The organism is Streptomyces sp. NPDC058371 (assembly GCF_042723265.1).
Lineage (GTDB): Bacteria > Actinomycetota > Actinomycetes > Streptomycetales > Streptomycetaceae > Streptomyces.
Genome location: NZ_JBHXJC010000007.1, coordinates 230147 through 257080, shown reverse-complemented (window position 1 = coordinate 257080; position 26934 = coordinate 230147). Strand labels below are relative to the sequence as shown.

Genomic DNA, 26934 nt, shown 5'->3' with positions numbered 1-26934 from the left:
GCGGGGATTTCCTTACTTGGCCTTCTCGAGAATCTCGACGACGCGCCAGCGCTTCGTCGCGGACAGCGGCCGGGTCTCCATCAGGAGGACACGGTCGCCGACGCCCGCAGCGTTCTGCTCGTCGTGGGCCTTGAGCTTGTTCGTACGGCGGATGACCTTGCCGTACAGCGCGTGCTTGACGCGGTCCTCGACAGCGACGACGACGGTCTTGTCCATCTTGTCGCTGACGACAAGACCCTCGCGGGTCTTGCGGAAACCGCGCTGCTCGTTGGTCTCAGTCACGTTGCTCTCGCTCATCAGGCGCTCTCCACCGTCTCGATGCCCAGCTCGCGCTCACGCATCAGGGTGTAGATCCGCGCGATGTCCTTTCGGACGGCCTTGAGCCGTCCGTGGTTCTCGAGCTGACCGGTCGCCGCCTGGAAGCGGAGGTTGAACAGCTCTTCCTTGGCTTCGCGAAGCTTCGCAAGAAGCTCCTCGTCGCCCAGTTCGCGCAGCTCGGACGCCTTGGTACCGGCCGACATCACGCTTCACCTGCCTCGCGCCGCACAATGCGGCACTTCATCGGAAGCTTGTGAGCAGCGCGGGTAAGCGCCTCACGCGCAATCTTCTCGTTCGGGTAGGACAGCTCGAACATCACCCGACCCGGGTGAACGTTCGCGACCCACCACTCGGGGGAACCCTTACCGGAACCCATGCGGGTCTCGGCGGGCTTCTTCGTGAGCGGGCGGTCCGGATAAATGTTGATCCAGACCTTGCCGCCACGCTTGATGTGGCGGGTCATCGCGATACGAGCCGCCTCGATCTGGCGGTTGGTCACGTACGCCGGCGTGAGGGCCTGAATGCCGTACTCGCCGAACGCAACCGTCGTACCACCCTTGGCCTGACCGCGGCGCTTGGGGTGGTGCTGCTTGCGGTGCTTGACCCTACGGGGGATCAGCATTTCGGTCAGGCCTCCGTTCCGGTGCTCTCAGCCGGAGCGGCAGCGGCGGGAGCGTCGGCCTTGGGGGCCTCGGCAGCCGGCGCGGACTGCTGCTGCGGCTTGCGGCCGCGGCCGCCACGCTCGCCACCACGGCCACCACGGGCCGGGCGGTCGTTGCCACCACCACGGGCCGGGCGGTTACCCGCACGGGCCGCGGCGTTCTCGGCGCGAACCTCGGCGATGTTCTTGACGTCGCCCTTGTAGATCCAGACCTTCACACCGATACGGCCGAAGGTCGTCTTGGCCTCGAAGAAGCCGTAGTCGACGTTCGCACGGAGCGTGTGCAGGGGCACGCGGCCCTCGCGGTAGAACTCCGAGCGGGACATCTCGGCGCCGCCGAGACGGCCACCGCACTGGATCTTGATGCCCTTGGCGCCGGCCTTCATCGTGCCCTGCATGCTCTTACGCATGGCGCGACGGAAGGAGACGCGGGACGACAGCTGCTCGGCAACGGCCTGGGCAACCAGCTGAGCATCGGTCTCGGGGCTCTTGACCTCGAGGATGTTCAGCTGGACCTGCTTGCCCGTGAGCTTCTCGAGGTCGCCGCGGATGCGGTCGGCCTCGGCGCCACGGCGGCCGATGACGATGCCCGGACGCGCGGTGTGGATGTCCACCCGCACGCGGTCACGGGTGCGCTCGATCTCAACCTTCGAGATGCCGGCGCGCTCCATGCCGGACGTCATCATCCGACGGATGGCGACGTCTTCCTTGACGTAGTCCTTGTACAGCTTGTCGGCGTACCAACGGGACTTGAAGTCCGTGGTAATGCCGAGCCGGAACCCATGCGGGTTAACCTTCTGGCCCATTACCGGGTTCCTTCCTTGCTGCTGACGACCACGGTGATGTGGCTGGTCCGCTTGCGGATCCGGTAGGCACGGCCCTGGGCACGCGGCCGGAACCGCTTCAGGGTCGGACCCTCGTCGACGTACGCCTCAGAGATGACGAGGCTGCCGGCGTCGGTGTGGTCGTAGTTGTGCGCGGCGTTGGCGATGGCGCTGTCAAGCACCTTGCCAACCGGCACGCTCGCGGCCTGCGGGGCGAAACGCAGGACCGCCTGAGCCTCCGTGGCATCCATGCCACGGATAAGGTCCACCACGCGGCGGGCCTTCATGGGCGTAACGCGGATGTACCGCGCCTGGGCCCTGGCTTCCATGGTTGTCCTTCCAGTGTCTGTCATGGTCATTCCACCCCGCGTTAGCGGCGCTTCGACTTCCGGTCGTCCTTGACGTGACCCCGGAAGGTGCGCGTCGGCGAGAACTCGCCGAGCTTGTGGCCGACCATCGACTCGGTGACAAACACCGGAATGTGGGTCTTGCCGTTGTGCACCGCGATCGTGTGGCCGAGCATGGCCGGGATGATCATCGAGCGACGGGACCAGGTCTTGATGACGTTCTTGGAACCGGCTTCGTTCTGGGCGTCCACCTTCTTGATCAGGTGGTCGTCGACGAAGGGCCCCTTCTTGAGACTGCGCGGCATCTAAACCCGCTCCTAGCGCTTCTTGTTCGTCTTGCGGCGGCGGACGATGTACTTGTTCGAAGCCTTCTTCGGCGAACGAGTACGACCCTCCTTCTGACCCCACGGCGAGACCGGGTGACGACCACCGGAGGTCTTGCCTTCACCACCACCGTGCGGGTGGTCAACCGGGTTCATCGCCACACCGCGAACGGTCGGGCGGACACCGAGCCAGCGCTTACGGCCGGCCTTGCCCCAGTTGATGTTCGACTGCTCGGCGTTGCCGACCTCGCCGACGGTGGCGCGGCAGCGCACGTCGACCAGGCGGATCTCTCCGGACGGCATGCGGAGGTGAGCCATCTGGCCCTCCTTCGCGAGCAGCTGCACGGAGGCACCGGCGGAGCGGGCGAACTTGGCACCGCCACCGGGACGGAGCTCGATCGCGTGGATCGTGGTACCGACCGGGATGTTGCGGAGCGCCAGGTTGTTGCCCGGCTTGATGTCGGCCCCAGGACCGTTCTCGACGCGGTCACCCTGCGACAGGTTGCGGGGGGCGAGGATGTAGCGCTTCTCGCCGTCCGCGTAGTGCAGCAGCGCGATGCGCGCGGTGCGGTTGGGGTCGTATTCGATGTGCGCGACCTTCGCCGGCACGCCGTCCTTGTCGTGACGACGGAAGTCGATCACTCGGTAGGCGCGCTTGTGTCCGCCACCCTGGTGGCGAACGGTCACACGACCGGCGTTGTTACGGCCGCCCTTGCTGTGCAGCGGGCGGACCAGCGACTTCTCCGGCGTGGACCGCGTGACCTCGACGAAGTCGGCGACGCTGGAGCCACGACGGCCCGGCGTAGTCGGCTTGTACTTGCGGATTCCCATTTCTCAGTCCTCGTCCGATATTCGGACCAGGGCGCTCCGTTAGGAGGCCTGGCCGAAGATGTCGATACGGTCGCCCTCAGCGAGGGTCACGATCGCGCGCTTGCTGTCAGCACGCTTGCCGAAGCCCGTCTTGGTGCGCTTGCGCTTGCCCTGACGGTTGATCGTGTTGACCCCGGTGACCTTGACCGAGAAGACCGCCTGGACGGCCTGCTTGATCTGGGTCTTGTTGGCCCGCGGGTCCACGACGAAGGTGTACTTGCCCTCGTCGAGCAGCGCGTAGCTCTTCTCCGAGACGACCGGCTTGAGGAGCACGTCACGGGGATCCGTGAAGGACTTGCTCAGCGGGGTCTCGACGGTGTTCTTGCCCTCGGCCTCGTGGCGCTTCGCCTTGGCGACGCGCGCGGCCTTGGCGGCCTTGGCGGCCTTGGGCGCAATGCTCGGGTGACGCGTAGCCATCAGGCTTCGCTCCCTTCGGTGTCAGCAGCCGACGACTGCGGCGCGCCAGACACGAAGGACTCGAAAGCGGCCTGGGTGAAGACCACGTCGTCCGAGACGAGAACGTCGTACGTGTTCAGCTGGCCCGGCTCCAGGATGTGGACCTGGGGCAGGTTGCGCGCGGAAAGCAGCGCGGCCTCGTCCGAGCGCTCGATGACCAGGAGCACGTTCTTGCGCTCGCTGACCTTGCCGAGGAAGCTCTTCGCGGCCTTGGTGGAGATGGTCTCGCCCTCGATCACGCCGGTGATGACGTGGATGCGAGCGTTGCGGGCCCGGTCGGTGAGGGCGTGGCGCAGGGCCGCGGCCTTCATCTTCTTCGGGGTCCGCTGCGAGTAGTCACGCGGCGTGGGGCCGTGGACGACGCCACCGCCGGCGAACTGCGGCGCACGGGTCGAACCCTGGCGCGCGCGGCCGGTGCCCTTCTGGCGGTAAGGCTTCTTACCGCCACCGCGGACCTCGCCACGACGCTTGACCTTGTGCGTGCCCTGACGGGCGGCGGCCAGCTGTGCGACGACGACCTGGTGAAGCAGCGGAATGCTGATCTTCTCCACGTCGAAGATCTCGGCCGGGAGCTCTACGGTCCCGGCGTTGTCGCCGGAGGGCGACAGAATGTCAATGGTGCTCATAGTCCTCAGGCCCCCTTGGCCGCGGTGCGGACCAGGACGAGGCCGCCGTTCGGACCAGGAACCGCGCCCTTGATAAGGAGCAGGCCCTTCTCCGCGTCAACGGCGTGAACGGTCAGGTTCTGGGTGGTGACCCGCTCGTTGCCCATACGACCCGCCATGCGGAGGCCCTTGAACACACGGCCCGGGGTGGCACAGCCACCGATGGAGCCGGGAGAGCGGTGCTTGCGCTGGGTGCCGTGACCGGCGCCGAGTCCCTTGAAGTTGTGACGCTTCATGACACCGGCGAAGCCCTTGCCCTTGCTCGTGCCGGTCACGTCCACCTTGACGCCGGACTCGAAGGTCTCGGCGGTGATCTCCTGGCCGAGGGTGTACTCGCTGGCGTCAGCGGTACGGATCTCGACGAGGTGGCGGCGGGGGGTGACGTCGGCCTTGGCGAAGTGACCCTTGAGGGGCTTGTTCACCTTGCGAGGGTCGATCTCGCCGAAGGCGATCTGGACCGACTCGTAGCCGTCGGAGTCATTCGTACGGACCTGGGTCACGACGTTCGGGCCGGCCTTGACGACGGTGACCGGAACAACACGGTTGTTCTCGTCCCACACCTGCGTCATGCCGAGCTTCTCGCCCAGGATGCCCTTGATCTGCTTAGCCATTCTCAGATCACCGATCCCTAGAGCTTGATCTCGATGTCGACACCGGCCGGGAGGTCGAGTCGCATCAGAGAGTCAACGGTCTTGGGCGTGGGGTCGAGGATGTCGATCAGGCGCTTGTGCGTGCGCATCTCGAAGTGCTCGCGCGAGTCCTTGTACTTGTGCGGCGACTTGATGACGCAGTACACGTTCTTCTCGGTAGGCAGCGGCACCGGGCCCGCGACCGACGCACCAGTACGCGTCACCGTCTCGACGATCTTCTTCGCCGAGGAATCGATGACCTCGTGGTCGTAGGCCTTGAGCCGGATGCGGATCTTCTGTCCCGCCATGGCTACTCAGTAGTCCTTTGTCTAGTGAAACGCTCTGGAACCCGGGGGTTCGCGTCCTGTCCTCCGACCCACGCGGTCGGGTGTGTCGCGCTCCTGCCGCACAGATATCCGTTACGGATTTCCCTGCGAGGGACGCGGCTCGCCCGAAAGCAACCGCTGGACCGGGGGCTGAACACCCACCGGGCGCCTGGCCTGCACCCCGCTGACACTTCCCGAAAGATTCCCGTACGTCCGCTCCAGCGCTGCCTTACGGCAGTTGGGGCGACGAGTACTGTGGGACTCGCTTCCGGTCCTCCCGACGGGAGGCGCGCAGCATCGGCGCTCGACCGAGCAACTCCGACAGTCTGCCATACGGCGCACGGGCCTGGCCAATCGAGCCGAGGATCGTACCCCGCGAGTGACGCAGGTCAAACCCTGGACGCCCGCGAGTCCCGGTAGAGGTCGCCCTGATCGGCCTTGCCGGATCGAGCAGGACGCATTCTCGCGATGAGTGGACGTACGCGCACACTACGTAACGCTTACCGGTGCTGAGCGCCGGACGGCCTGTGGACAAACGATCCACGCGGAGCGGGCTCCGGACCTGGCGAACGGATCGGTCGGCGAGATCGCGATTCCGCCGACCTCACAGTTTGCCGGTGATGACTCCGCGCCAGGTCCACCCCGCGCCCAGGACGGCGTCCTGCAGCGGGTTCTTGAGCTCAGAGCTGTCGAAGCTGAACGTCTCGCTCGCTTCGAGGCCGCCGTCGTTGCCCTCGCCGAGCGTCCATCGCTTTGAGACCGTCTGCACCTGGCCGCGTTGAGCCTCGGCCGAGACGGACAGCCTGGGGATGCCGCCGACCCATGTGACCTCGTATTGCTGGTCGAGGGAACGGACTTCGTTCTTCTCCGGGACCAGGCGCATACGGACCTGGAACACCCGACTCACCTGGGTGCGGGCGAAGAAGGTCCGCCAGGCCGGCTCCAGCATCCGCCACTCCGCCACCAGGTCGGCACCCTCCGCACGGCCGTCCCGAATGACGTATGGGACGTCGGGGCGGTTGAGGCCGAGCAGAGCCACGTGGACCTCAGCGGCAGATCGGGGGGCGACACCGTCGGCCGGGCGCTTGGTTCCGGTCAGCTTGTCGAAGAGTCCCATGGAATCAACCTATGAGGCGGCGGATTCCCCCTGAAAGATCGGCTCATTCCGCGCAACGTGCTACGAACCTGCGGCGTGCGCCCGGGCGGACCGTGCGCACGAAGTCCCATAAGTCCTCCGGGACGGCGGGCTGTTGGGCATACTGGATTACTGGAGCCGAACGTCTCGCACATTCCCCAATACCGCAAGGGAGTCCCCTGATGGCGACCAAGACCGAAGCAGTGGCGGCCGCCACCAAATTCTTGAAGACTATCGCTTATCCAGACAGGGTGGATTCTGTGGTGATCCTCCCGGAAACGGGAATTGAATTCAGCTACGGCTGGACCATTCGCTTCGATTTCAAGGAGCACATCGAATCAAAGGACCCCGCTGAGGCCCCGTTCAGCTCCGTTGTCGTCGTGCCGCACGATGGCACCACTGCCCACTTCGCTCCGACGTTCCCGGCGACGACGGAATACATGGCCCTCCAGGCCTCAGGCAACTGGCCGCCCGAGAAGGGGCACTGAGATGCCCACGGCCCGGCTCACGGCATGCCGGACGATGCCGGGCCGTCCAGCGGCCCGGATACCCCTGTACGCCCATGCTCGCGGCATCATTCGCGCTGCCGCGCCTCACGCCGAGGGCAGCTGCCGGGGCACTACGGGATCGTTCTGACAGCCAAAGGCCTTCGCCACCACGCCGGCGGAATGCAGCAGGTACTTCAGGTGGACCCGCGTTCCAGTGTCGCCAGTGGGGGTGTCTTTCATCCTTCCCTCGATCGGCACGCCGTTCTCCTACCCCTTTGACGCGCCAGGCACCTGGCACTTTATGTAGACGTAGTACGTGGCGACTCCACGCTCGCCTTCCTCTTTGACCAGTTTCACATCCGAATTGACGGGTGTCACGGTCCGAGGGTCCGAAATATCGGACTCCTCATCAAAAGGGAAGGCGAAAGGGATGATGGATGCGCCGTAAGAGATCGACATTACCCCTCTGGGCGTATCCTCCGCCGCCTTCACCACCCCGCACATACTGGAGCTCGCGAACGTGGGCACTTCCTTACTCTTGGGATCCCATCCCCTTGCATTTTCATAGAACTGACTCTTGGCGCTTTTCAAGTCGCCTGCCTCAAGCAGTCCCGTCTCTTGCTTACTGGCACGTTTGACCCATTTGACGCCATCCGCACCGAGAAGCTCACTACAGATTTCCTGCGGCTTACTTGTGGCTTCGTCACCCGAACTGCACGCCGCCAACGAGACGACCAAGGACATCAGCACCGGGACCGCAACAGCATTTCCCCTACGCATCCTCACCAGCCTCGCCCATCGTCAGTATCACTCTGACTTCCTCCGGCTATGTACACAGAATGCGCCTCGCGGGTCAGCCCTCTTACTTGATGCGGCGTCAACACGGCAGGCTGCGTGGACTGAAGACACTTCGCGCTGGCCCACGAGTAGTCGCGGTCTTTGTGTGCGGCGCCGCTAGTACGCCCCGGCGCTGTACAGCACTTGGGCCGCGACGCCCAGGACGAGGATGAATGCCCCGACGTACCTACCTTGTACGTGCAGGTCGGAGCATGGAGCTGATCTGCGTCCTGCTCTCATTCTGTCGAGGGCCGTTCCGACGGCATCAGCGTTACCAGTTCCGGCCACGGCGAGTCCCCGCCGCTGCGAAGGTCGCGGGGCTAGACGACACGTACGGGACCCCGTGGGCGGCGTTCATGTCGCCGGAGTCGCCTCTTGCGGCACGCTGAACTTCGCCGGCAGACCGGCGTCGTCCTTGCAGCCCAGCTCCTTGGCCATCGCGAGGGAAACTGCGTGCAGGACGTTGAGGTTCTTTGCGCGCAAGGTTTCGTCTTTGCTTTCCACCGCCAGAGGGTTCGTCAGTTCCCCTTCGATCAACACAGGCTTTCCCGTCGAACCGAACTTGCTGTTGGAGCACTTCATGATGAGAGACGCCGTCAGCGGCCTAGAGAAGGCCAGTTCGCCCATCTTGTACTGGGTGAATTTCGGCGAGAGATCCGCGGAGATGGGAACCGTTTCACGAAGGTGGAAAGACAGCTTGACTCCCCTGTCGGCCTTGGGAGCGTTGACCCAGCACAGGTCGTAATCCGCCGCTGTGGCGGAGTCATCGGCCCCGTTTTCGTGATAGCCGGAGACGAGTTGCTCGGCTGCTTCACCCAGGTTCTTCGGGTCCGGTTCGGCAATGTCGCCGAGGCGCGTCAGGTTCTGCCACTCCCAGTCGTACGTACGGCTTCCCAGCACATCAAGGAGTGCTTCGCGGGTACCTGTCGTCAGATTCGCGCCGCATAGCGTTGTCGGGGCCGACGCCTCTTGTGACTTCCCGCTCTGCTCATTGCTGTCGCAGGCGGCGAGAGAGACGGCCAGGGCAGCAACGGCCACCGCGGTGGCGGCCAGCTGCCGCACAGGCTTGTTGCTCAGCATGGTCATACTCCTGATTTGGGGCAGCGCCTCGATCTACGCCGGGGGCGGTGGGCTGTTGCAGGGCCTTGGTCAGGGCGAGGCAGGCTTGTCGTCGCCGGCCGTGAGCCCGTTGTCCAGCTCGGGCGGCGCCGTGAACGTGGTCGGCAGGTCAGCGTCGTTCTCACAACCGAGTTGCTTGACGAGGGCGAGCGACACCGCATGCAGGACGGTGAGGTTCTCCTCGCGCGTCTTGTCGGTGTTGCTGAGGGAGGACGGGATGGTTGAGGAGCTCACCGCGAATCAGCACCTCCTCCTGCCCGCTCTCCTGGAACTCGCTGCTTGAACACTCCAGATAGAGCACGGCGTTGAGCGCCTTGCCGGCGCCGGTACCCCCAGCTTGTATTCGGTAAAGGACGAAGCAGGATGCGATAGCGCCTCCTCCTCGAGCGAGAAGGCAACAGACGTTGATGTGGCCTCGGCCGACGGTGCGAACGCCCGGCAGAGCTCGTGGTCGTTGGAGAAGTCGTTCGTCTCGGAATGCACCACGAGATCACTCGCGGTGTGCTGAGCCCCTTGCTCGGGCCCCAGCGTCTTGAAGTCCTTGACCCTGACCAGATCCTGCACGGAACTCCGCGCCGCGTCGGACAACGCGGCTCCACACAGTGTCTTCGCAGCCTGCGTATCATCGGCGGCCGCATCCGCCGCCGTCCCGCTGTCACACGCTGTGAGTGCGGCCCCCATCAGACAGGCGGTGAGCGCCGTCAATGCGAGCCGGTTCATGAACATTCCTGCCTATCCTGTTCGGCCTTCGCTCAACGTGCAGCGAGCGTCGAAGCGCCGATGAGTCGTTTCGATGCAAGTCATGGCATCGAAAGCGACGGGGACTTGGGAGGGGCCCTCAGAGGCTTGCCCGCCCCTGCCGGGGTTGCGGCCGGTCCGGGGCGCCGGACCCAGCCGCAAATGCCCCCTGTCAGCTTGCCGCTGGCGAAGCTGTGTCGTCGGCCTGGATGTCGAACTTGATCTGGTCGTCATCGACAGAGGTCACCTTGACCGCCAACCCCAAGGTGCTGCCGTCGTCCGCTGTGAGCGTGCAACGGGTGGTGGTGCCGACCTTCCCGACGAGATCCTCGGGGCAGGCGACGTCCGGCTTCGGCTGACCCGTCGTGGCGGCGAGCTCTGTCGCGACTTCGGTGGCCAGCTTGTCCGAAGACAGCTTCGGCTCGGATTTCCCCACGCTGACGGAGGCCGAACAGCCGACGAGCAGCACACCGGCGGCCACGGCCGAGAGACTCCAAAGCGATGCGGACGAACGGCCTGTGGTCACGCGGGATCCATTCTCGGTGATCGGTGCTCAAGGAAGACGCCGGAAGCATACTGGGCAGGGCTGCTCGTGGTTCCTGAGGTCTTTTCGCCAACCTGCCGGACCGGGTTGCGGCGGCTACCCCGCGCACTTGTCGCCTTCGTGCGCATCAGCATGCCGTGCGGCGAGTCAGTTCCCGCCGGCCTCACAGCTGACCGAAGACCACCCCGCTCCAGGTCCAGCCCGACTCGAGGGCGGCGCTCCGCAGCGGGTTGCGCAGCTCCGCGCCATCGAAGCGGAAAGTCTCCGTCGCTGCGAGGCGGCCGCTGTTCCCCCGTTCGATCGTCCAGTGGCGGGAGACGGTTCGGTCCGGTCCGCGCGAGTGCTCCGACGAAATCGCAAGCCTCGGCGGATTCCCGACTCGGGTGACCTCCCACTGCTCCTCAAGGGCACGCACCTCATGGCCCTCCGGGACCAGGCGCATCCGGATCCGCACAGCACGCGTCAACTGAGACTCGATGAACAGCGTCTGCCACACGGGCTCCGCTATCCGCCACTCAGCCACCAGATCAGCGCCATCCGCAGCCCCGTCGCGGATGACGAACGGCACGTCTGACCGGTTGAGGCCGAGCATGGCGTTCCGAACTTGCTCGGCAGAGCCCGTCACGACACCGTCGTCGGGGCGCTTGGTTCCGGTCAGTTTGTCGAAGAGTCCCATTCCGTCAGCCTAGGAGTCACGCGCTCTGAGTGTGCGTACACAACTGGGGTGAGCAGGTCTCCTGACACCTCGGGCGTCGGGCGCGGATGGAATAGGGCCATGACGCACAACGATGTGCCGCGACTCACCGCCAACCCCACCGGGGACCGGATAGTGCTGAGGACGAACGGCGTGTGGTCATGCGGGATTCATTCCGGGTGATCGGTGATCGGTGCTCCAGGAAGAGGAGACACGGCCTCACCTAAGGCTGGGATGCCAGCTGCACGTCGGTGCAGCCGCGCTGCTGCGCCTCGTGGTCAGCGAACGCCTTCACCGCGGATGTAGCGAATTTGCCGGAATAGTGAGGGACCGGATAGGTGTCGGTGTCCCCGTCAAAGAGGCGGTAGAGCACGAACACGGCAGACTGCGTGGACTCGGAACACTTCGCGGTGGCCCAGGCGTAGTCATCGTCCCTCTGGGTGGCACCGTAGCCCCCCTTGAGATGACGACCCTCGCTTGCAAGGAAGTCCTTGGCCGCGGCGCCGTAGTAGGCGTAAAGGCCGTATCCGGGCTTCTTGTCCGGTGTGGCGAGATAGCAGTTCACCTGCGGGGCCTGCGCGTCCGCGGGATATTCCATGGCCTCGGGCGTACCGCTCTTCGCCGCCGTCGGAGCAAGCTCACGAAGCGCGGCGCAGGAACCCTGCGCCTGCGTCAGTGGTTTGGCCGATTCGGGCTTACCAAGAGTGGGGGCGGACACCTGGGTCACCGGCTTTCCGGCCTTCGCCCGACACCCGTACTTGGCAGCTGCTTTCTGCGCTGTCTCCGTCATCACTCGACCCAGCCCGGTGAGCGCCGTGCCGTTGTCCGATGCATAGAGATCGCCGTACGCGACGAGAGCCTTGCTTCTCTGGTTCTGGCAATCGAGGGCGACCATGACCTGCCAGGTCTCGTCGTGCCTGAGAATGCCCGGCCAGCCGCTGCCGAGCGGTGCCGCCTGCCCCGTGGTGCCGTCGTAGTCCTGGTTGTACCAAGCGAGAGTGCCGGAGGGGGGCGTTGCGCTGCTCCACCGCAGCTTCAACTCCAGGGAGCCGCTCTGCGGTCCGGAATCGCCGCCCTGCACACGGCAGGCGGTCAGATAGTCATGGGCGTCCACTTGACTGGCGCGCAGACGGGACGTGTGCAGCGCCGACTCGAGCCCGCCCTGTGCCAGGGTGCCGTCGCAGGCCCGGTCCAATGAGCGGTCGTTCTGCCACGCGTCGTAAGCCCCGCTGCTGTACAGCACTTGGGCCACGACGCCCAGGACGAGGACGAATGCCCCCACGTACCAACCTGTGCGTATACGTCGGAGCCTGGAGTTGATCTGCATCCTGCTCATTCTGTCGAGGGCCGTTCCCCACGGCGTCAGCGGTCGCTTCTATGGGTGTCGAGCGGGTGGGCCTCCATCGACAGAGGCCGCATTGGCTGTTCAGCCCAAGGTGCTGCCGTGGTCCGCGGTGAGCGTGTACGGGGTGGTGGTACCGGTCTTTCCGATGAGGTCCTCGAGACGGACAACATCCAGCGTCGGCTGACCCGTTGGCGTGGTGAGCTCTTTCGCGACTTCGGTGGCCGGCTGGTCCGAAGACAGCTTCGGCTCGGTTTTCCCCACGCTGACCGAAGCAGCACGCCGGCGGCCGAGAGACTCCAGCGCTCTGCGGACGAGGGCCCGTGATCACGGCGGGATCCGCTCGGGGAGATCGTGATCTTGAAGAAGACGCCGGAAGCCTAATCAGCAGGGCTGGTGGCACTTCCAGAGGTCCCCTCGGCGTAATGGGCGGTGAGGGCGGACATGGACCCGTCGCACTCACCACATGCCGGAGACCACTCCGCGCCAGGCCCAGCAAGCAAACGCGCCCCGGACGGTGTCCTGCAGGGGCCCTTCAGGCCGAAGCCATCAAACCTGAATGTCTCGATCGCTTTCCGTCCCGTCGTGCCCGACAAGGCCCGGCCAAGCAGTGCCCAGCGTGGCCGTCTGCACCGTGGCCCCCCATAGCCTCGTACCGAACGAGGCTACCGGCAGCTGGAACTGATCCGCATCGCGCTGAGCCTGGTCGACTCACGTCCCGCTGGGTGGGTTCGAGGAAACCGGCCTGCCCAAGGACCAGAAGTCAGACCGAACGTTGGGGCGAGGGATCGCCTTCCCGTAGTAACTGGTCCCATTTACTTCCGTCGACGGCGCGGTTACCTGCGCCTCCTTGACACAGGCGGTTTGAACGTCGAGAAAGAACTGCCCCTTGCCTCCAACCACCAGGCTCATCCGCAGAAGGCCGTCTCGTGTCTCAGCGAACACTTCGGGAAATTCTTTGTTCGAGTTGACATCGGTGATTTTATGCCCGGCCTCCTTCCAATAACGTTCAATGACCCCCAAGAGCGCCCCACGCCGCGCCTCTGAAACTTCCGTCATTACGACGGCACGGCGCGTGACATCTCCATAACCACTCGCCCCATTAGAGCCGTCGCACGCACCGTGATCCGAAGTGTCGTGGGTCCACTCAAGTGGTGGCTTCACCGCCGAGAGGGTCCGGTAGATCAAATCATCAGCTTTGCCCGCCGCTTCCCGCATGTCCAACTTCGTGTCCCCCTTAAAATTCTCCGAACCATCGTCCGAGCTACAACCCGCGATGAAGACGATGGCGAGCACCGCGCCAATTGCTCGCATGGGAGGTTTATTCATCTGGGTTCTTCCGTCATGACTGCATCTGACCGTCCAGCGACGATCCTAGCAATATTTTCAGCCGCGGAAGGATTCCGCTCGGAATCAAAATACCCAGAGTGTGCTGGGGTTGCTCCCTCTCCTGACAGGACTGGAAGCGGGCCATCACCCGATTCGATCCGCGTGGCACCAAATTCTTTACTTACCGGGTCTCTACCAAAATAATTTTCGCCGTCGTCGAAGTTGACAAAGGCAGGTACCGGGCCAAGGAGGCTTGTCGCTGGCGGCAGCCAAGAAACCGGATCGTTCCCCGCCGATGCCGCAAACACGTGGCCCCTCCCAACGTTTAGTTCGTCCGCAGTCTGTGCACCTGTCCCCGGACTCCCAAGCAGAACGATGTCATCAGCGCCGGGAATTCCATCACCCGACCGGGCCGCCGTCCCCACCAAAAGAGAGCCATAGGAGTGCCCAATGGCAGTGATGTGAGGATCCTCATTCTCATTCGTGGCCTCGATTCCTGCCATGAATTCCCGATAAGCCGGTGCCCCTTTTTCTGCATCACTAGTAGATCCTACCTCCATTATTCCTGGAGCGTCGTAGCCCAGCCAGACAATGGAAGCAGACGAATGATCATACTTGTAGGCGCCTTTTGCCGTTTGAAATGCTCGACGGACGGTGTCATCGGCAAAATCTGCGTCAAGTGCGGTACCAAGGCCTGGAACATAAGACGACACATTCCTTGAGGTATCAGGGTTCCCATAACTGACGATCGCTCGCCCATTTCCCTCACTTCCCACACCCAGCAAGAGCATGGGAGGGTTACTGGGTTCGTCGAGTTTCTTTTGGATCCCCATCAATCCTTCGAGTTGGCCTCGGGATCGATCATTGTCCTCTCCTTTAAGGTCTGCGATGAGGAATTTCAGACTCTCGCGATTCGCCTCGTCGCGAGTCGCTGCAGGTACTCCATCCAGATTCCCAATCACTCCTGGAAACGCAGCGATATATTCTTCGCGCTGCCTCTCAGTGAGCTGATCCCACCATCTCTTGCGACCACCAGGAGATTCATCGAACGGGATATGACTTTTGAGGTATGGGAGGGCATTCAACCCCACGGTATCGACGTCGGACGCCACATCCGCCCACGTCTTGGTATCGACGATCAGGCCAGGGCCTGATTTCAGCTTCCTCAGAGAACCACTATAGCGGGCATCTATCTCTTGCGCCGATAGCAGTGCGTGAGAAATTCGGTCAGCAATATCCTTGGCTTTCGAGTAATGCGGGTTGGGACTCTTGAGCTGCCGTCCATCCTCGCCCAGTCCTGGTTGATACAGCCCCTTCTCGCCGGAAGAGGGGCCGGGGTTGCTCGAATCGAAGTGACCGTTCTGACCGTAGGCTGTCCCGCCAGGGACATCTTCGCTCGTGCCCTCAAGCTTTCCGCCGGCCGGATAATCGATGCTGCCGTTCTCGTTGACCGTGTAGCCGAGGGCCGCAGCGTCATTCAACGCCTCGTGCAGGCTCTTTCGCGGAGCAGCCAGTTCTGTCGCCAAACCGTCGACCGTACCTCGGATGAGCCCACACTCAGTCTTGATGTAGTGATAGTTTTCACTCAGGCGCTTGAGCCGTTTGACTGCCGCCCTCGCCGACTCGCTTTCCTGCGTCTTGGCGATCCCACCATTCATTTCTCCGTCGACCCGCTCGCGTGCGGAGTCGGCATGTCGCGACGCAGCGCCCCACGCCTCGGCAGCATCGGACAACTCGGACAGCTTCAAGTCCCTGAGCTGCTGCCAGGTAATCGTGGAGACCACGGCTAGTCGCCCCTCCTCGTACCAGCCACCTTCACCGAGTCAGCCTCGGCTCCCACCTTGACGTCCACTTCACCCAGATCCCTGGCCACCTGACGCAACTTGGGTTCCAACGCAGTGCACTCATCTGCTACGGCACCAAGACGCTTTTCCCATGACGCGAGTACGGATTTCAGTGCGCCGAGGCTAGCGAGCCCCTCAACTGCGCTCCCCACTCCGTCGTGGGCTGTGCTCAGACGCGCCTTCGACTTGCATGTGCTGGTCTGGAGATCGTCCGCGGTTCCAGCAGCGCGAGTCCACGGTCCACCCGAGTGCTTAAGGGTCCCAGCACCACGGCCTGCGCCAGTAGACCTCGTGCCGGAACTTCCGAGGTCTGCGGGTAACTGGTTGAGCTGCATCGCTGTTGCGTGCCTCTCAACCACGGCGGACTTGAGCTGCTCCCATTCCTCCCACGCCATGCGCGGACCCCTCCCCGTGTCTCGTCGTATACCGACGAGCTGAATATGCAACAGCACTCTCTGCGGTGATCGAAAATCACTGTAGCGTCGCTTTGACGGGCTTCTCATCCGTGCTAATGACCAGCACCGCTGAGTATCTGTACTCATACGCGCGGGTCGCGGCTCCCTGGATCGTGGCCTCCGTGGGGCGTAACGAGGAGGGCCGCCAGAAGGCGTAGGCATCGGCACCTAGGAGGCGGAACGGCTGCGCTTGCGGACGACAACTGCCCCCGCAACTCCTGCCAACAGCAAAGCGGCGCCTACGCTCAGCGCAGTGCGCAAGATGCTGTTTCCGCCGCCCTTGGCGGAAGCCTCAGCCGCGGAGTCTCCACCCTTCACGGGAGCGATAGTGCGTCTGGTTGCCTGCGAGCTCGCAGACGGCGACGTCGAGGCCGCGGCCGCCAGATCCGGGAGTGGGTACTCGTCGCTCGGCCCCGGAGGGCCGGGGTCTTGCAAAGCGATCCGCGGGCGCACGATCCCGTACCCGATCGAGTCATTGCGCTTCGCGCCGTCCGTCGGTCCGCCGATCGTGTTCAGCATGACGCGCAGAACCTGGTTGTTGGTCCAGGTCGGGTGCTTGGACCAGATCAGGGCTGCGCTGGCGGAGGCGAGGGCGGTGGCGTCGCTGGTGCCGCTGGTCTTGCAGAGGCCTGTCGTGCCCCCGCAGGCGTGGACCATGTCTTCACCGGGAGCGGAGACGTCCACCTGTGGGCCGTATTGGGACCAGGGGGCCCGTCGAAGGTTCTTGCCCACCGCTGCCACGCCGACGACACCAGGTGTCGCCGCCGGGTAGTCGACGTGGCGGGTCTTGTCGGCGTCATTGCCCACCGCCGCGAAGACCAACGAGCCCTTTTCGAGGGCGTACTTGACCGCCTCGGTCAACTGCGGAGTGGCCATGCCGCCACTCATGGAGACGTTGATGACCTGGGCTCCGGAGTCAGCCGCGTAGCGGATGGCTTTGCTGAAATACGAAGGCACGGCGAAAGGGCTTACGTCGTCCACGTCGGGCATCCGGACAGGCAGAATGTCCGCCCCGCGTGCAAGCCCGAACGCGCCGTCTCCGCCTCCGTACGCGCCCGTACCGGCGATAAGCCCTGCCATCCCCGTGCCGTGGCCGTCGTAGTCGGTGTGCTCGTCGCCGGCACGGCTTGAGGGCGCGAAGTCTTTCCCTTCGAGCACCCGGCCCTTCAGGTCAGGATTGTCCGGATCGACTCCGGTGTCGATCACGGCGACGGTGATTCCCTTGCCCGTGCTGGTCCGCCACATCTCGTCGGCGTGCATGGCGTCCAGATACCACTGCTGGGAGCGGGTGGAGTCCGCATGAGTCTGAGTGGCCGTCCCTCCCACCAGCAGGAGGCCGATGGCAGCTGAGGCCCCGGCTCGGAAAGCTGTGTGCCGGTTTGAACCGGCGGGCATGCGCATCCCTCTGTTCTCCCTTGGCCTCAGTCGGCGATGGGCGGTTCGCCGGGGTGGCCGGCCCGCTTCTTCTGTTGACCCTGCCGGAGATTGCCGGGGCGCCCTCCCGTAGAAGCGCCACGAACGCCGGCCCGTGTCCCGGCCGTGCTGGGAGTACCGCCGGAGACACCTCCTCGCGTCGGTGCAGACGGTACGGGCGCACCAGGACCTGTCGGCGGGCGGCCCGTCTGTTGCGGTGTGCCCCCGACGATTCCGGTCGCGGGCGTGGGAACCGAGCGCCCAGCGCTCGAACGGCTCGGAGGGGCGGCCGACCTCCCGCCCTGTCCAGTGGACGGCGCTCGGCCAGTCGAGCCACGACTACCTTCCTGTCCGCCACCGACAACCGTCGCTCCAGACGTCCGTCCTGTCGCCCTGCCGTTGGTTGGCGTTGCAGTCGGACGTCCACCGGCGATTCCCGAATTGGCCGGAACTCCCCGACCGGACACCTGGCCTTGGCCCGGGACAGTGCGGCCGGAGGCCGTATCCGAACCGGAGATGCTCCGGCTCGGCATACGGCTGGTCCCGGGAACCTCACGACCGCGAGCAGAGCCGACAGGCTGCTGGGCCAGGGAGCCGGGGGTGCGACCGCCGATTGCAGCCCGGCCCTGTCCACCGGCAACAGGAGGCATGCGTGAGCCACCATCTGGCATCGGGGGAACCATCCCCCTCGCGACCGGAGGAGTTCCTGTGTCCGGGCGTGGTGTCGGCGGCTCGCCGCCAGTGCCACCCGTGGACGGCTGCCGGACCTCGGGGAGGGCCGTCACCGTGTCGATGCCGACATGGACGACAGGCTTGGTCTCCCGCGACCGCGGATCATCGGACGGCATTCCGCCGCTTGTGGCGGACTCCTCCTTGGACCGCATTGAGGGGGCGCCATTGACCGGCGTCTCCTCCCGGCCACCGGCGCTACCAAAAGCGACAGTTCCACCGCTTGTTCCACCAGAAGCAGAAGCCTGTGGGCGTGCCAGGTCAGTCCCCTTCTCGCTGACATCGCGGGGAACAATCGCAGCCGGCGGCGGCGGAAATCGAGGCCTCTCCAACCCCGCCATCTGCGCGGCCGACAGCTGATACGCCTGGCCCAGTTTCGTCATCTCCGCGGCTGCCTCCTGGCGCACCCTCTCTGCGTTGGCCTTCAGGGCGGCGAGCTCGCTCGTGGACTTGGCGCTGATCGTCGCCGCGTCCGGATCGTTGTGCGCGGACTTCGCGGCGGCCAGGTTCGCCTGTGCGCCGGCGGCGTCCCGGGGGATCGCGGCCTGCGCCTGGGCGATCGCGTCGGAGGCGCGGCCGAGCCACGTCGCAGAGTCCTCGCTGAAGTCGCCCAGGCGCAGCGTGGAGTTGGCCAGATCCGCGCTCCACGTGCGGAACGCGTCCGCGCCCTCGCCCTTCCACTCCACCCACTGCGGGCGGATCTTGAGCTCCTCCGCGATCTTGCGGATCTCCCTGGCGGCGGCCACGAGCCGGTCCGCGGCCGCCTGCACCGTGCCGGAGTTCGCCTGGTCGAGCCACTGGAGCATCTGCTCGTGGCTCATGCCGTCGAACGAGGTCGCCCCGCCCTTTCCTCCGCCACCCATCAGAGCGTTCCTCCCGCGTCACCGTCCACCGACGGCTGGTCCGGCTTGGCCTCACTGCCGTCGTGGTGCCGTTTCGGGAGCTGGGGATCGTAACTGCCGCCGTAGTGCTCGGTGGTCTCCGCGCTGATCGCCGTCATACGGTCGCGGACGTCCACGTCGATGTTCCCGTAGCCCTTGTGCGAGGCCAGCACCGCGATGTTCATGCCCTCCATCGAGTCGGAGAGCAACTTGGACAGGCTCTCCAGCTCCGCGATCACCGTCTCGTACGCGCCGAACAGCCCCGACGCTTCCCCCCACGCGTCGTGGCCGCCGCCGAACTCCGTACGGGCCAGCGGCTCTTGACCCACCTCGTGCGAACCGGCTGCCGAACCCTTGAGGTCACGGATCAGGTCGTCGACCCGCTTGCGGAACGCCGTGAACGACGACAACTCGGTGACCAGGTCCCCGACCGCCTCGCGGGCCGCGTCGAACACGCCCGTCACCCACGACGGCCCCGAAGACGCCCCACCCTCACTCGGCAACACAACCCGCTCCCCCGTACGGCCCCAGCAACTCAAGTCCCGACAACAACTCTAACTACCAGCAGTGACAGTCCATATACGCCCCGAGCCGGGTGACCGGATCCAGCCCCAGCTTCTCCGGTCGAGTCGGGCAACGCATGAGCGCTCGTACTCAGACGTGGTGCGGAGGCGGCTCAAGTGACCGAGCGATGCGGAAGAGGCGAGAGAGTCCGGGCCCGGACACCACGTCCGGGTGAACGTCACATGTCCGTGCATGGAACCTCGATCCCCCGACGACCCTCTCCTCAAGTGATCGGCCGACAGACCGGCAGATCAGCCGACTGATCGACCGGCCAACTGATCGACAGCGAACACGCAGAACACAGATCACAGAACACAGCACAGCAGCGCTCCACCGCTGCGGGCAGCGGACGGAGTACGGCGCGTGCGATTCGGATTCGTGCGGAGCGGACGACGAATAGCGGATGGCACCAACGGCGCCTCCCCTCGGAGTCACACACCGGGTGACCGACAGCCTCGCCCACAGGGTGACCTGCGGAGCCACGCCCAGAACGGTCAGCAGGCTCACGCCCACAGTGGCCCGCAGGCTCACGCCCACAGTGGCCACCAAGCTCACGCCCAGAACGACCCGCAGAATCCCGCGCGGAGCGACCCGCTGAGCCCCACGCCGAACGACCCGCGGAGTCCCGCGCCAAACGACCCGCAGAGCCCCACCCCGAGCGACCACCCACACGACCCCCCAACCTCCCCCCGCCGCCGCACCCTCCTCCTAGGCGGCTCCCTCGCTGCCGTCGCCGTGGCCGCGGCCGCCACTGCCGCGACCACCCTGGGACGGGGCTCGGCGCCCCGTCCGCCCACCGCGCTCCCCTCCCCCGCCTCCGGGAAACCGGCGGCCCAGGGGCATCAGGCGCTGCTGCTCCAGGTCCTCGCGCACCCCGACGACGACCTGTACTTCATGAACCCGGACACCCAGCACGCCGTCACCGCCGGCGTTCCTCTGGTCTGTGTCTACGTCACGGCGGGCGAGGCCGACGGCGTCAACAGGGTGCCAGGGCAGCCGCTTCCGCCCGCCGACAAGGCCGGGTACTCCTCGGCCCGCCACCAGGGCCTGCGGCAGAGTTACGCCGCCCAGCTCGGGCTGCCCGTCTTCACCCAGTGGCGTACGTCCGTCGCGACACTGGCGGGCGGGCACCTCGCCGAGGTGAACACGCTGGAGCACGAGGGCCGTAGCGTCGAGCTCGTCCACCTCAACCTGGCCATGCACACGCCCTTCGGGCGCATGGGGGTGCCCGCGCTGTGGCGGGAGCGGAGTACGGCGCTGAGCACCGTCGTCAGCGACGGGTCACCGCTGCGCACGGCACAGACGTACGACTACGACGGCCTGCTCGGCGTCCTGGTCGGCCTCTTCGAGCGGTACCGGCCGACGCTCGTCCATACGCTCGACCCCGATCCGGACATCCAGGACAGCGACCGGCTGACGCGGATCCGCGACAGCGAGCAGCCCGGTTACTCGGACCACGCAGACCACACCGCGGTCGCGTCCTTCACCTGGGCGGCGCTGGCCCGTTGGGCCGAGCTGACCCCGGGCAGCCCGCCGCCCTTCACCACCGTCGCCTTCCGCGGCTACTACAACCACCACTGGCCGGACAACCTCCCGCCCGCTCTGCTGCACGAGAAGGCCGCCCACCTCGTCCCGTACGGCGGTGCCCGCGACTGGCGATGCGGCAATGCCGCCGGCTGCGGCGACTACAACGTCGGCGGCGACCGCCCCCTCACCAACCGCAAGGGCTGGGTCCGCTCGACGCACTACCGCTATCCGGGCCCCCGGCTCGCCCTGACCGAGGGACCCGACGGCCGGCTCACCGCGTACGGGGTGATCGGTATGCGGGCGGTGCGCTGGCGCGAGACGAGCGGGTCCTTCGGCGACCCGGTGGACCTGGGCGGTGGCCCCCTGGCACCGGTCCTTGGCGCGGCCACGCTCGACGACGGCCGACAGCTGCTGTTCGGCCTGCGCCTGGCGTCGGTGACGGGCCGGGGCGGAGCGAACCTGCGCGAGATCGTGCTCCTCGAACAGCTCGCCCCCGACGGGGAGTTCCGCGCCTGGAGCGGCCTCGGCAACCCCGAACGGGACCCCGTACGCGGCCGCCGCACCGGCGTTCCCGTCGCGGTAACGGCCCGCGACGGCCGCGTCCACCTCTTCGTCCGCAACGCCGGTCAAGGGATCAGCACGCGCGTACGCGACCTGGACGGCAGCTGGTCCCCCTGGCGCGACCTGGCCGGTGGCCCCGTCCAGGACGGCCTGACAGCCACGGTCGCCACCGTCGGCACGGACAGCACGGGCACGAACAGCACAGACGGAGCAGAGGGCACCGAGGGCACCGACGGCACCGACGGCACCGACGGAGAAATCCACGTCTACGCCGCCGGCCGCGACACCGTCCATCACTGGACCGCGGACGGGCCCCGGCCCTCCACGGGCTTGCCGGTTCCCGCCGACGCCATAGCCGTGGCGGGCGACCGGTTCTACTACCGCCCTCCCGCCTCGACGAGCCTGATCGCCACCATCGGCCCCGCCGTGTCCTTCCCCGGCTACGGGCCCGTGGCCGCCGACGGGCCCTACCTGCTGGGCCGCGACCTCCACGGCTCGCTCCAGCTCCTGCACGACGGCCGGCTCACCCGCGCCGCCGCCGGCCAGGCCACGCTGGACGGCCCGGCCCTCCGCTCCACGCGTCGCGGTCCCGCGGCCGCGGGCCTCTCCACCGACGCCCGACCGTGGCTCTGGCGCCCCCACCTGCCCCGCGGGACCGACAGCTCCGACGGATCCACCGCACGCAAGGTCTGAGCCACAAGCGTCCCCCCGGACCTGCACCGAGATCCGCGGGACGCCCCAACCCCGGCACACCGGACGGGCCGCGCACCGCCACACCGGCACCCCGGGCGGGCCGCGCACCGCGGCACAGCAAAAGGGCCCGTACGACCGAAGTCGTACGGGCCCTTTCAGGAGCTCTCGAAGGAGCTACCAGGCGTTCAAGCCAACAAGAACTACTTGTTGATCTTGGTGACCTGGCCGGCGCCCACGGTCCGGCCACCCTCACGGATGGCGAACTTCAGGCCCTCCTCCATGGCGACGGGCTGGATGAGGTCAACCGTCATCTCAGTGTTGTCGCCCGGCATGACCATCTCCGTGCCCTCGGGGAGGGTCACAACACCGGTCACGTCAGTCGTACGGAAGTAGAACTGCGGACGGTAGTTGTTGAAGAACGGCGTGTGGCGGCCGCCCTCGTCCTTGGACAGGATGTACGCCTGCGCCTCGAACGAGGTGTGCGGGGTGACCGAGCCGGGCTTGATGATGACCTGGCCGCGCTCGACGTCCTCGCGCTTGATGCCACGAAGCAGCAGACCGACGTTCTCACCGGCCTGGCCCTCGTCGAGCAGCTTGCGGAACATCTCGATGCCGGTGACCGTGGTGGTGGTCTTCTCGGTCTTGATGCCGACGATGTCGACGGTCTCGTTGACCTTGAGGATGCCACGCTCGATACGACCGGTGACGACGGTGCCACGACCGGTGATCGTGAAGACGTCCTCGATCGGCATCAGGAACGGCTTGTCGACGTCACGCTCGGGCTGCGGGATGTTCTCGTCGACGGCCTTCATCAGGTCGAGGACGGACTGGCCCCACTCCTTGTCGCCCTCAAGGGCCTTGAGCGCCGAGACCTTGACGACCGGAAGGTCGTCGCCCGGGAACTCGTACTCGGAGAGGAGCTCACGAACCTCGAGCTCGACGAGCTCCAGGATCTCCTCGTCGTCCACCATGTCAGCCTTGTTCAGGGCGACGACGATGTAGGGAACACCGACCTGGCGGGCCAGGAGCACGTGCTCCTTGGTCTGCGGCATCGGGCCGTCGGTGGCGGCGACCACGAGGATGGCGCCGTCCATCTGCGCCGCACCCGTGATCATGTTCTTGATGTAGTCCGCGTGACCGGGGCAGTCGACGTGGGCGTAGTGACGCGTCTCGGTCTGGTACTCGACGTGCGCGATGGAGATGGTGATACCGCGCTGGCGCTCCTCAGGAGCCTTGTCGATCTGGTCGAAGGCCGAGGCCTCGTTCAGGTCCGGGTACGCGTCGTGCAGCACCTTGGTAATGGCGGCCGTGAGGGTCGTCTTACCGTGGTCAATGTGACCGATGGTGCCGATGTTGACGTGCGGCTTAGTCCGCTCGAACTTTGCCTTCGCCACTGGGTCCTCCTGCGGAGTGGTTCTGGTACGCCTTACTCATCGGCGCCAGGTGATCTTTGCTGGGATGCCGCCCGCCGGGGTCTGCCCTCCCGGGTGAGCCCCGGCGGTCGGTGTCAAGCCTAAAGCGTGCAAACGGTGTGTGTTACTCGCCCTTGGCCTTCGCGATGATCTCCTCGGCGACGTTCCGGGGAACCTCGGCGTAGGAGTCGAACTGCATCGAGTAGCTTGCGCGACCCGAGGTCTTGCTGCGGAGGTCGCCGACGTAGCCGAACATCTCCGAGAGGGGCACGAGGCCCTTCACGACGCGGGCGCCGCTGCGCTCCTCCATGGCCTGGATCTGGCCACGGCGGGAGTTGAGGTCGCCGATGACATCGCCCATCGACTCCTCGGGCGTGGTGACCTCGACGGCCATCATCGGCTCGAGCAGCACGGGGCTGGCCTTGCGCGCGGCCTCCTTGAAGGCCTGCGAACCGGCGATCTTGAACGCGAGCTCGGAGGAGTCGACCTCGTGGTAGGCACCGTCGAGAAGCGTGACGCGGACGCCCGTCATCTCGTAGCCCGCGAGGATGCCGAACTGCATGGCCTCCTGCGCACCGGCGTCCACCGACGGGATGTACTCCCGCGGGATACGGCCACCGGTGACCTTGTTCACGAACTCGTACGCCGGACCATCGGTCTCGGTGATGGGCTCGATCGCGATCTGCACCTTGGCGAACTGACCGGTACCACCGGTCTGCTTCTTGTGGGTGTAGTCCACGCGCTCAACGGTCTTGCGGATCGTCTCACGGTAAGCGACCTGCGGCTTACCGACGTTGGCCTCGACCTTGAACTCACGGCGCATACGGTCGACCAGCACCTCGAGGTGCAGCTCGCCCATACCACCGATGATGGTCTGGCCGGTCTCCTCGTCCGAGTGAACCTGGAAGGAGGGGTCCTCCTCCGCGAGACGCTGGATGGCTACACCCAGCTTCTCCTGGTCACCCTTGGACTTGGGCTCGATGGCGACCTGAATGACCGGCGCCGGGAAGTCCATGGACTCCAGGATCACCGGGTTCTTGTCATCGGCCAGCGTCTCACCGGTGGTGGTCTGCTTCAGGCCCATGACGGCGACGATGTCGCCGGCGCCCACCGACGCGATCTCCTCACGCTTGTTCGCGTGCATGCGGTAGATCTTGCCGATGCGCTCCTTCTTGCCCTTGACGGAGTTCAGCACGGCAGTGCCGGTCTCCAGGCGGCCCGAGTAGACCCGGACGAAGGTGAGCTTGCCCAGGTGCGGGTCGCTCATGATCTTGAACGCGAGGGCGGCCAGCGGCTCGTCCTCCGACGGCTTGCGCTTGACGACCAGCTCGGGGTCCTTCACGTCGTGGCCTTCGATGGCCTCGACGTCGAGCGGGGTCGGCAGGTAGCGCACGACCGCGTCGAGCAGGGGCTGAACGCCCTTGTTCTTGAACGCGGTGCCACAGAACACCGGGGTGACCGTGACGCCGTCGCCCTTGCCGGACGCGATGGTGATGCGACGGATCGCGGCGTACAGCTGCTCCTCGGTGGGCTCCTGGCCCTCCAGGAACAGCTCCATGATCTCGTCGTCGTTCTCCGCGACGGTCTCGACCAGCTTGCCGCGGTACTCCTCGGCAGCCTCGGCGTGCGTGGCGGGGATGTCGACGACGTCGTACATCTCGCCCTTCGCCGCCTCGGCGGACCACACGAGCGCCTTCATGCGGACCAGGTCCACAACGCCCTTGAAGTCCATCTCGGCACCGATCGGCAGCTGCATGATGATCGGAACGGCGCCAAGCCGGTCCTTGATCATGTCCACACAGCGGTGGAACTCGGCGCCGGTACGGTCCAGCTTGTTCACGAAGCAGATGCGCGGCACGCCGTAACGGTCGGCCTGACGCCACACCGTCTCGGACTGCGGCTCGACACCGGCGACACCGTCGAACACCGTGACGGCACCGTCGAGGACGCGCAGCGAGCGCTCCACCTCGACCGTGAAGTCCACGTGGCCCGGGGTGTCGATGATGTTGATCGTGTAGTCGTTGTCCTCGAGCGGCCAGTGACAGGTGGTGGCAGCAGAGGTGATCGTGATGCCACGCTCCTGCTCCTGCTCCATCCAGTCCATGGTGGCAGCGCCGTCGTGGACTTCACCGATCTTGTAGCTGACGCCGGTGTAGAAGAGGATCCGCTCAGTGGTGGTCGTCTTGCCCGCGTCGATGTGGGCCATGATCCCGATGTTGCGGACCTTGGCCAGGTCAAGTGAAGTGGTAGCCATAAGGCTTCGGTCTTCTCTCGGTCTCGATGGGGTCTGCGACTACCAGCGGTAGTGCGCGAAGGCCTTGTTGGACTCGGCCATCTTGTGGGTGTCCTCGCGCTTCTTCACAGCGGCACCGAGGCCGTTGGAGGCGTCGAGAAGCTCGTTGAGCAGACGCTCGGTCATGGTCTTCTCGCGACGGGCGCGGGAGTAACCGACGAGCCAGCGCAGCGCGAGCGTGCTGGCACGACCGGGCTTGACCTCGATCGGAACCTGGTACGTCGCACCACCGACACGGCGGGACTTGACCTCGAGGGTCGGCTTGATGTTCTCGAGAGCGCGCTTCAGCGTGATGACCGGGTCGTTGCCGGTCTTCTCGCGCAGGCCCTCCATGGCGCCGTAGACGATGCGCTCGGCGGTGGAGCGCTTGCCGTTCAGCAGCACCTTGTTGATGAGGGAGGTCACCAGAGGGGAACCGTAGACCGGGTCGATGATGACCGGGCGCTTCGGGGCGGGGCCCTTACGAGGCATTTCTACTTCTCCTTCTTGGCGCCGTAGCGGCTGCGGGCCTGCTTGCGGTTCTTGACACCCTGGGTGTCCAGGGAACCTCGGATGATCTTGTAGCGAACACCCGGCAGGTCCTTCACACGGCCACCACGCACGAGCACGATGGAGTGCTCCTGCAGGTTGTGTCCCTCACCCGGAATGTAAGCGGTGACCTCGATCCCGCTGGTCAGACGCACACGCGCGACCTTACGCAGGGCCGAGTTCGGCTTCTTCGGGGTGGTCGTGAACACACGCGTGCAGACGCCGCGACGCTGGGGCGAACCCTCGAGTGCGGGCGTCTTGTTCTTCTCGACCTTGTCCTGCCGGCCCTTCCGGACCAGCTGCTGGATCGTAGGCACTACTTCTCCGGTTTCTGTGTGCCGAATGGTGAAGCTAACCTGGAACATCGCCGACCCACGCGGTCGGGTGTG

General features: G+C 65.7%; 30 protein-coding genes. 2 read left to right on the top strand and 28 right to left on the bottom strand.

Features of this window, described 5'->3' with window-relative positions:
• Window positions 1-12 precede the first annotated feature (12 nt).
• From rpsQ to ACFWM2_RS22505, 12 genes are all read right to left on the bottom strand, one after another.
• A complete protein-coding gene (gene rpsQ, locus ACFWM2_RS22560) occupies window positions 13-297 on the bottom strand; it encodes a 30S ribosomal protein S17 (protein ID WP_010986349.1) in 285 nt (94 codons plus the stop codon).
• The gene (gene rpmC, locus ACFWM2_RS22555; protein WP_003998824.1) at window positions 297-521 is read right to left on the bottom strand and encodes a 50S ribosomal protein L29; all 225 of its coding nucleotides are present in this window, start codon (window positions 519-521) and stop codon (window positions 297-299) included. Before rpmC ends, rpsQ begins: the two co-directional genes overlap by 1 nt.
• The gene (gene rplP / locus ACFWM2_RS22550; RefSeq protein WP_033319640.1) at window positions 521-940 is read right to left on the bottom strand and encodes a 50S ribosomal protein L16; all 420 of its coding nucleotides are present in this window, start codon (window positions 938-940) and stop codon (window positions 521-523) included. The genes rpmC and rplP overlap by 1 nt, the downstream gene beginning before the upstream one ends.
• A 5-nt stretch (window positions 941-945) precedes the next feature.
• Window positions 946-1785 carry a 30S ribosomal protein S3 gene (gene rpsC / locus ACFWM2_RS22545; RefSeq protein ID WP_383282630.1) on the bottom strand — a complete coding sequence of 280 codons (840 nt, stop codon included), beginning with the start codon at window positions 1783-1785 and terminating at the stop codon, window positions 946-948.
• On the bottom strand, window positions 1785-2132 hold the full coding sequence (gene rplV / locus ACFWM2_RS22540) for a 50S ribosomal protein L22 (protein ID WP_006604878.1): 348 nt from the start codon (window positions 2130-2132) through the stop codon (window positions 1785-1787). Before rplV ends, rpsC begins: the two co-directional genes overlap by 1 nt.
• A 41-nt stretch (window positions 2133-2173) precedes the next feature.
• Entirely contained in the window at window positions 2174-2455 is a 282-nt protein-coding gene (gene rpsS, locus ACFWM2_RS22535) for a 30S ribosomal protein S19 (protein WP_010986346.1), read from the bottom strand.
• Window positions 2456-2467: 12 nt separating this feature from the next.
• Entirely contained in the window at window positions 2468-3304 is an 837-nt protein-coding gene (gene rplB, locus ACFWM2_RS22530; RefSeq protein WP_028805741.1) for a 50S ribosomal protein L2, read from the bottom strand.
• Between the two features lie 39 nt (window positions 3305-3343).
• A complete protein-coding gene (gene rplW, locus ACFWM2_RS22525; protein ID WP_362904134.1) occupies window positions 3344-3760 on the bottom strand; it encodes a 50S ribosomal protein L23 in 417 nt (138 codons plus the stop codon).
• Complete coding sequence (gene rplD / locus ACFWM2_RS22520) at window positions 3760-4425, bottom strand: 50S ribosomal protein L4 (RefSeq protein WP_383282625.1); 666 nt, start codon at window positions 4423-4425, stop codon at window positions 3760-3762. Before rplD ends, rplW begins: the two co-directional genes overlap by 1 nt.
• A 5-nt stretch (window positions 4426-4430) precedes the next feature.
• Window positions 4431-5075, bottom strand: a complete 645-nt coding sequence (gene rplC / locus ACFWM2_RS22515; RefSeq protein WP_151482635.1) for a 50S ribosomal protein L3 — start codon at window positions 5073-5075, stop codon at window positions 4431-4433.
• A 17-nt stretch (window positions 5076-5092) separates the two neighbouring features.
• On the bottom strand, window positions 5093-5401 hold the full coding sequence (gene rpsJ, locus ACFWM2_RS22510) for a 30S ribosomal protein S10 (RefSeq protein ID WP_003948644.1): 309 nt from the start codon (window positions 5399-5401) through the stop codon (window positions 5093-5095).
• Window positions 5402-6023: 622 nt separating this feature from the next.
• Window positions 6024-6536, bottom strand: coding sequence for a hypothetical protein (locus ACFWM2_RS22505; RefSeq protein WP_383282623.1), 513 nt, complete (start codon window positions 6534-6536; stop codon window positions 6024-6026).
• Window positions 6537-6736: 200 nt separating this feature from the next.
• On the opposite strand from ACFWM2_RS22505, the gene ACFWM2_RS22500 reads away from it, so the two are divergent.
• Window positions 6737-7042, top strand: a complete 306-nt coding sequence (locus ACFWM2_RS22500) for a YrhB domain-containing protein (RefSeq protein ID WP_383282620.1) — start codon at window positions 6737-6739, stop codon at window positions 7040-7042.
• Window positions 7043-7147: 105 nt separating this feature from the next.
• Here the strand turns inward: ACFWM2_RS22500 and ACFWM2_RS22495 are convergent, their stop codons facing one another.
• From ACFWM2_RS22495 to ACFWM2_RS22440, 12 genes are all read right to left on the bottom strand, one after another.
• Window positions 7148-7300: a hypothetical protein gene (locus ACFWM2_RS22495; RefSeq protein WP_383282617.1), complete on the bottom strand. Its 153-nt coding sequence runs from the start codon at window positions 7298-7300 to the stop codon at window positions 7148-7150.
• A gap of 9 nt (window positions 7301-7309) precedes the next feature.
• A complete protein-coding gene (locus ACFWM2_RS22490) occupies window positions 7310-7786 on the bottom strand; it encodes a hypothetical protein (protein ID WP_383282614.1) in 477 nt (158 codons plus the stop codon).
• A 447-nt stretch (window positions 7787-8233) separates the two neighbouring features.
• On the bottom strand, window positions 8234-8959 hold the full coding sequence (locus ACFWM2_RS22485) for a hypothetical protein (RefSeq protein ID WP_383282611.1): 726 nt from the start codon (window positions 8957-8959) through the stop codon (window positions 8234-8236).
• Window positions 8960-9028: 69 nt separating this feature from the next.
• Window positions 9029-9232 carry a hypothetical protein gene (locus ACFWM2_RS22480; protein ID WP_383282608.1) on the bottom strand — a complete coding sequence of 68 codons (204 nt, stop codon included), beginning with the start codon at window positions 9230-9232 and terminating at the stop codon, window positions 9029-9031.
• Between the two features lie 6 nt (window positions 9233-9238).
• The gene (locus tag ACFWM2_RS22475) at window positions 9239-9718 is read right to left on the bottom strand and encodes a hypothetical protein (RefSeq protein ID WP_383282605.1); all 480 of its coding nucleotides are present in this window, start codon (window positions 9716-9718) and stop codon (window positions 9239-9241) included.
• 190 nt (window positions 9719-9908) lie between these two features.
• On the bottom strand, window positions 9909-10262 hold the full coding sequence (locus tag ACFWM2_RS22470) for a DUF4333 domain-containing protein (protein WP_383282603.1): 354 nt from the start codon (window positions 10260-10262) through the stop codon (window positions 9909-9911).
• Window positions 10263-10443: 181 nt separating this feature from the next.
• Window positions 10444-10956: a hypothetical protein gene (locus tag ACFWM2_RS22465; RefSeq protein ID WP_383282600.1), complete on the bottom strand. Its 513-nt coding sequence runs from the start codon at window positions 10954-10956 to the stop codon at window positions 10444-10446.
• Between the two features lie 241 nt (window positions 10957-11197).
• Window positions 11198-12301 (bottom strand): hypothetical protein, encoded by a 1104-nt coding sequence (locus ACFWM2_RS22460; protein ID WP_383282597.1) that lies wholly within the window; start codon window positions 12299-12301, stop codon window positions 11198-11200.
• A gap of 726 nt (window positions 12302-13027) precedes the next feature.
• On the bottom strand, window positions 13028-13645 hold the full coding sequence (locus ACFWM2_RS22455; RefSeq protein ID WP_383282594.1) for a hypothetical protein: 618 nt from the start codon (window positions 13643-13645) through the stop codon (window positions 13028-13030).
• Window positions 13642-15429: an alpha/beta hydrolase gene (locus tag ACFWM2_RS22450; protein ID WP_383282591.1), complete on the bottom strand. Its 1788-nt coding sequence runs from the start codon at window positions 15427-15429 to the stop codon at window positions 13642-13644. The genes ACFWM2_RS22455 and ACFWM2_RS22450 overlap by 4 nt, the downstream gene beginning before the upstream one ends.
• Before the next feature lie 683 nt (window positions 15430-16112).
• On the bottom strand, window positions 16113-17204 hold the full coding sequence (gene mycP, locus ACFWM2_RS22445; RefSeq protein ID WP_383282588.1) for a type VII secretion-associated serine protease mycosin: 1092 nt from the start codon (window positions 17202-17204) through the stop codon (window positions 16113-16115).
• Between the two features lie 1744 nt (window positions 17205-18948).
• Entirely contained in the window at window positions 18949-19422 is a 474-nt protein-coding gene (locus tag ACFWM2_RS22440) for a hypothetical protein (RefSeq protein WP_383282586.1), read from the bottom strand.
• A gap of 844 nt (window positions 19423-20266) precedes the next feature.
• Between ACFWM2_RS22440 and ACFWM2_RS22435 the strand changes: the two genes are divergently transcribed.
• The gene (locus tag ACFWM2_RS22435; protein ID WP_383282583.1) at window positions 20267-22312 is read left to right on the top strand and encodes a PIG-L family deacetylase; all 2046 of its coding nucleotides are present in this window, start codon (window positions 20267-20269) and stop codon (window positions 22310-22312) included.
• A gap of 200 nt (window positions 22313-22512) precedes the next feature.
• On the opposite strand, the gene tuf is transcribed toward ACFWM2_RS22435, so the two are convergent.
• From tuf to rpsL, 4 genes are all read right to left on the bottom strand, one after another.
• Window positions 22513-23706, bottom strand: a complete 1194-nt coding sequence (gene tuf, locus ACFWM2_RS22430; RefSeq protein WP_383282580.1) for an elongation factor Tu — start codon at window positions 23704-23706, stop codon at window positions 22513-22515.
• Window positions 23707-23848: 142 nt separating this feature from the next.
• Window positions 23849-25978 carry an elongation factor G gene (gene fusA / locus ACFWM2_RS22425; protein WP_383282577.1) on the bottom strand — a complete coding sequence of 710 codons (2130 nt, stop codon included), beginning with the start codon at window positions 25976-25978 and terminating at the stop codon, window positions 23849-23851.
• A gap of 39 nt (window positions 25979-26017) precedes the next feature.
• A complete protein-coding gene (gene rpsG, locus ACFWM2_RS22420) occupies window positions 26018-26488 on the bottom strand; it encodes a 30S ribosomal protein S7 (protein ID WP_081218873.1) in 471 nt (156 codons plus the stop codon).
• Between the two features lie 2 nt (window positions 26489-26490).
• Complete coding sequence (gene rpsL / locus ACFWM2_RS22415) at window positions 26491-26862, bottom strand: 30S ribosomal protein S12 (protein WP_003948652.1); 372 nt, start codon at window positions 26860-26862, stop codon at window positions 26491-26493.
• Between the last annotated feature and the right edge of the window lie 72 nt (window positions 26863-26934).